Origin of the sequence: Brevundimonas sp. (genome assembly GCF_031082345.1) — a bacterium.
In the GTDB taxonomy this organism is placed as follows: domain Bacteria; phylum Pseudomonadota; class Alphaproteobacteria; order Caulobacterales; family Caulobacteraceae; genus Brevundimonas.
Map to the genome: position 1 here is coordinate 1 of NZ_JAVHLH010000247.1, position 4,203 is coordinate 4,203.

Here is a 4,203-nt window from a genome sequence, read left to right on the forward strand (position 1 = left end):
GTCCCCCTCCCCCCATGGGGGAGGATCAATGAGCCTCGTCACCGTCGTCTCCTACGGCGCGGGCAATGTCGCCTCGGTCCAGTTCGCCCTCGAGCGGCTGGGCGCGACCGTTCGCCTGACCGCCGACCCGGCCGAAGTCGCGTCGGCCGAACGGCTGATCCTGCCCGGCGTCGGCGCGGCCGGCTACGCTATGGCCCGGCTGTCCGAGCTCGGCCTCGTGGATCCCATCCGCGCCTTCCCCCGCCCCCTGCTCGGCGTCTGCCTCGGTCAGCAGCTCCTGTTCGAGTCCAGCGAGGAAGGTGGCGGCGCGCCCCTGCTCGGCCTGATCCCGGGTCGCGTGCGCGGCATGACGCCCGCTCCGGACCGCCCCGTCCCGCACATGGGCTGGTCTCGCCTGTCGATCGTCCGTCCCGACCCGCTGCTCGAAGGTCTGGACGACTCTGCCTGGGCCTATTTCGTGCACAGCTACGTCTGCCCCGATGGCGAGGCGACCCTCGCCCGCGCCGACTACGGTGATCCGGTTCCGGCCGTGGTTCGTAACGCCAATCGCTGGGGTTGCCAGTTCCACCCGGAGCGATCCGCCGCCGCCGGCGCCCGCATTCTCGGAAACTTCCTGGACCTCCCCGTATGATCGTCTACCCGGCCATCGACCTCAGGGACGGCGTTTGCGTGCGCCTGATGCACGGCCGGTTCGACGCCGTGACCCGCTACGACGAGGAGCCGGCCGCGCGCCTGGCCGCCTTCGCCGCCGCCGGCGCCGACTGGGCCCACATCGTCGATCTGGACGGGGCCGAGGCCGGCCGGGCGGTCCAGCACGGCCTGATCGGCGAACTGGCCGCCGCCATCGACATCCGCATCCAGTCCGGCGGCGGCGTCCGCTCAAGCGATGACATCCAGAGCCTGCTCGACGCTGGGGTCAGCCGCGTCGTCATCGGCTCGCTCGCCGTCTCCGATCCCGGCGCCGTGGCGGACTGGCTTGAGCGGTTCGGTCCCGACCGGATCACCTTGGCCATCGACGTGCGCGCCGACGGCGACCGCTGGGTCCCGTCGCTGAAGGGCTGGACCCAGGCCGCCGAGGTGGACCTGTGGGCCGCCCTCGACCGCTATCCGCCCGGGTCGGCGAAACACCTGCTGGTCACCGACGTCGGCCGCGACGGCGCCCTGACCGGCCCCAATCTCGACCTGCTGGCGCAGATCCATCAGCGCCGACCCGATCTCTGGCTCCAGGCCTCGGGCGGCGTCGCCGACCTCACTGACCTGACCGGCGCCCGTTCGGTCGGGGCTTCGGGCGCGATCGTCGGCCGCGCCCTCTATGAAGGCCGCTTCACCCTCGAACAGGCGCTGGAGACCGCCTGGTCATGACCGGCCAATTCTCCTGCAAGAGGGCGGTCAAGTGACCGCCCGGCGCATCATCCCCTGTCTCGACGTCAAGGATGGCCGGGTGGTCAAGGGCGTCCGCTTCGAGGGTCACGTCGACATGGGCGACGCCGCCGACCTCGCCGCTCGCTACCGCGATCAGGGTGCCGACGAACTGGTCTTCTACGACATCACCGCCTCGCCCGAGGGCCGCACCCTCGACTACGGCTGGGTGCGCGACATCGCCCGACTGCTGGACATCCCCTTCAGCGTCGCCGGCGGCATCCGCTCGGTCGAACAGGCCGGCCGCTGCCTCGACCACGGCGCCGACAAGGTCTCGATCAACTCCCCCGCCCTCGAACGTCCCGAACTGATCTCGGACCTGGCCGCCCGCTTCGGGGCCCAGTGCGTCGTCGTCGGCGTGGATTCGAAACGGGCCGGCGACGACTGGTTCGTCCACCAGTACACCGGCGACCCCACGGCCAGCCGCGGCGCCGGCCGCCGCACCCTCGACTGGATCGTCGAGGCGCAGTCGCTCGGCGCCGGCGAGATCGTCCTCAACTGCATGGACGAGGACGGCGTCCGCCGCGGTTACGACATCGGCCAGCTGGCCGCCGCCCGCAGCCGGCTGACCATCCCCCTGGTCGCCTCGGGCGGGGCCGGCGCCGCCTCGCACTTCCTCGACGTGTTCGAGAGCGCCAATGTGTCCGGCGCCCTCGCCGCCAGCGTCTTCCACACCGGCGCCCTGTCCATCCCCGAACTCAAGGCCTTCCTCGCCGGTTCGGGCGTTGAGGTGAGACCATGATCGACCCCGCCACCCTCGACTTCGCCAAGGGCGACGGCCTGATCCCCGTCGTCGTCCAGGACGCCGCCACCCTGCAGGTGCTGACCCTGGCCTATTTGGACCGCGCTGCGCTGGACGAGACTCTCCAGTCGGGAGAGGCGACCTTCTTCTCCCGTTCGCGCGGCGGCCGCTGGCGCAAGGGCGAGACCTCGGGCGACCGGCTGTCTGTCGTCTCGATCACCCCGGACTGCGACGGCGACGCCCTGGTGCTCAAGGTCCGGCCGGTCGGAAACGCCTGCCACCTGAACCGCATCAGCTGTTTCGGCGAGGAGGACGCCCCCGGCCTCGGCCGCATCGCCCGGCTGGAGGCGACCATCGCCGCCCGCGCCGCCGCCGATCCCGCCGAAAGCTGGACCGCCCGCCTGCTCGCCGAGGGCCCCAAACGCGCCGCCCAGAAGGTCGGCGAGGAGGGCGTCGAAACCGCTTTGGCCGGCGCGGCCGGGCCCGATACGGAACTCGCATCGGAGGCCGCGGATTTGATCTACCATCTGCTGGTGCTGCTGCGCGCCCGTCACATGGTGTTTCAGGATGTCCTCGACGTCTTGGCGCAACGCGCGGAAGCGGCCAGACAAACCCCCGGTCAAGCGGGGACCTGAACCTGAGGAGAGCGTATGGCGGCCCTGGTGCTGTTCGGCGGCGGCGGCGACCTCGCGATGAGGATGCTCCTGCCCTCGCTCTATTTTCTCGAGCACGACCGCCTGCTGCCTGACGACCTCAAGATCATCGGGGCCGCCCGCACCGAGGAAAGCCGCGCGGAATACGTCGCCCGGGTCCGCCTGTCGGTCGAGGCCAAGGCGCGCGCCGACGACGCCTGGTCCGACGACGCCTGGGCCCGTCTCGATGCGCGGCTCGACTATCTGCCCGTCGACGCCACCGACCCGGCCAGCCTGAAGCCGATCAAGGACAAGGTCGGCGAAAGCAACGTGATCAGCTTCCTGGCCGTCTCGCCGTCGCTGTACGGCCGCATCGTCACGGCCCTGAAGGCCGCCGGCCTGGCGGACCCGACCGACCGCGTGGTGCTGGAAAAGCCCGTCGGCCGCGACCTTCAGTCCTTCCTCCAGATCGACGACGCCGTCGCCCACGCCTTCTCCGAGGACCAGGTCTTCCGCATCGACCACTATCTCGGCAAGGAGACGGTCCAGAACCTGATCGCCCTGCGCTTCGGCAACACCATCTTCGAGCCGCTGTGGAACAGCCTCTCGATCGACCACGTCCAGATCACGGTCGGCGAGACCGTCGGCGTCGGCGATCGCTGGCCCTATTACGACGAGTACGGCGCCCTGCGGGACATGCTGCAGAACCATATGCTGCAGCTGCTCTGCCTGGTGGCCATGGAGCCGCCGACCGACCTCGACCCGGACTCGGTGCGCAACGAGAAGGTCAAGGTCATCCGCTCACTCCGTCCGATCACGGAGCATGAGGCCGAGCGCGTCACGGTGCGCGGCCAGTACGTCGCCGGAACCAGCGAGGGCAAGCCGGCGAAATCCTACAGCGAGGAGCGCGGTCAGGCCTCCGACACCGAGACCTTCGTCGCCCTCCGCGTCGACATCGACAACTGGCGCTGGGCCGGAACCCCCTTCTTCCTGCGCACCGGCAAGCGGCTGGCCGAGAAGCGGACCGAGATCGTCATCCAGTTCAAGCCGGTGCCGCACTCCATCTTCGACCACGGCGACCGCGGCGCCATCGAGGCCAACCGCCTGGTCATCGAGCTTCAGCCCGACGAGGACATCTCCCTGTCGGTGATGAACAAGAAGCCCGGCCTCGACCAGCGCATGCAGCTGCAGCCGATCCAGATGTCCCTCTCCTGGGGTCAGAATGACCGGACCGCCGCCCCCCCGCGCCGCCGCATCGCCTATGAGCGGCTGCTGCTCGACGCCCTGAGCGGCGACTCCACCCTGTTCGTCCGCCGCGACGAGGCCGAGCAGGCCTGGAAATGGATCGACGAAGTCGCCGAGGCCTGGCAGGGCGCCGCCTTCAAGCCGAAGGACTACGCCGCGGGAACC

5 protein-coding genes are annotated in these 4,203 nt (G+C 70.2%); all 5 read left to right on the plus strand.

Going from position 1 to position 4,203, the window contains the following annotated elements; genetic code table 11:
• Positions 1-28: 28 nt before the first annotated feature.
• Positions 29-631, plus strand: a complete 603-nt coding sequence (gene hisH, locus RDU12_RS13265; protein ID WP_300292435.1) for an imidazole glycerol phosphate synthase subunit HisH — start codon at positions 29-31, stop codon at positions 629-631.
• Positions 628-1,362 (plus strand): 1-(5-phosphoribosyl)-5-[(5-phosphoribosylamino)methylideneamino] imidazole-4-carboxamide isomerase, encoded by a 735-nt coding sequence (locus tag RDU12_RS13270; RefSeq protein ID WP_300292437.1) that lies wholly within the window; start codon positions 628-630, stop codon positions 1,360-1,362. Before hisH ends, RDU12_RS13270 begins: the two co-directional genes overlap by 4 nt.
• Positions 1,363-1,393: 31 nt before the next feature.
• The gene (gene hisF, locus RDU12_RS13275; protein WP_300292439.1) at positions 1,394-2,161 is read left to right on the plus strand and encodes an imidazole glycerol phosphate synthase subunit HisF; all 768 of its coding nucleotides are present in this window, start codon (positions 1,394-1,396) and stop codon (positions 2,159-2,161) included.
• Entirely contained in the window at positions 2,158-2,796 is a 639-nt protein-coding gene (gene hisIE, locus RDU12_RS13280; RefSeq protein ID WP_308685063.1) for a bifunctional phosphoribosyl-AMP cyclohydrolase/phosphoribosyl-ATP diphosphatase HisIE, read from the plus strand. The genes hisF and hisIE overlap by 4 nt, the downstream gene beginning before the upstream one ends.
• A 15-nt stretch (positions 2,797-2,811) precedes the next feature.
• Positions 2,812-4,203 (plus strand): glucose-6-phosphate dehydrogenase (gene zwf / locus RDU12_RS13285; protein WP_308685065.1); only part of this gene is annotated, 1,392 nt, incomplete at its 3' end.